General features: G+C 63.4%; 1 pseudogene. It reads left to right on the top strand.

Annotated elements, in window-relative coordinates:
• A pseudogene (locus EOA24_RS40875) lies at window positions 1-434 on the top strand (hypothetical protein); the annotation flags it as partial.

Raw genomic sequence — 434 nt, 5'->3', positions numbered from 1 at the left:
TCCACCAGCACAGTGGTGCAAAGCCAGGTGTGCACGACCGGCACACTAAAGTCCCTCCAGAAGAGCCTGCCCGCCGGATCGGTGATCCAGACCGACCAATACGGCACCAGATATTCTTGCGCCGACACCTTTTATCCTGCCAATGGCGCCGGCGCGGTGATCGACGTCAGCCAGATGGACCAGCTCTATCTGGAGATGGACGTGCCGTCGGGCAACCCGAAGGTGCTGAAATCGAACGACCCCGCCACCTCGAACCGGCTCTATATCGGCACCAGCGCCACCAACACGCCGGAGGTGGCGACCGGCAAGACCGTCAACATCTTCACCGCGGTGCCCTGCGGCCAGCCCGGCTACCAGGCTTGGGAAGACGGCGGCAACCCGGTGCCCGCCGATGTCAGCAACGCCGACTTCTTCTACACCACCACCGGCAAGTG

It is taken from the genome of Mesorhizobium sp. M2A.F.Ca.ET.039.01.1.1 (assembly GCF_003998035.1).
GTDB lineage: Bacteria > Pseudomonadota > Alphaproteobacteria > Rhizobiales > Rhizobiaceae > Mesorhizobium.
The sequence above is the reverse complement of the archived record's forward strand: the minus strand, read 5'-3'. Positions and strand labels throughout refer to the sequence as shown.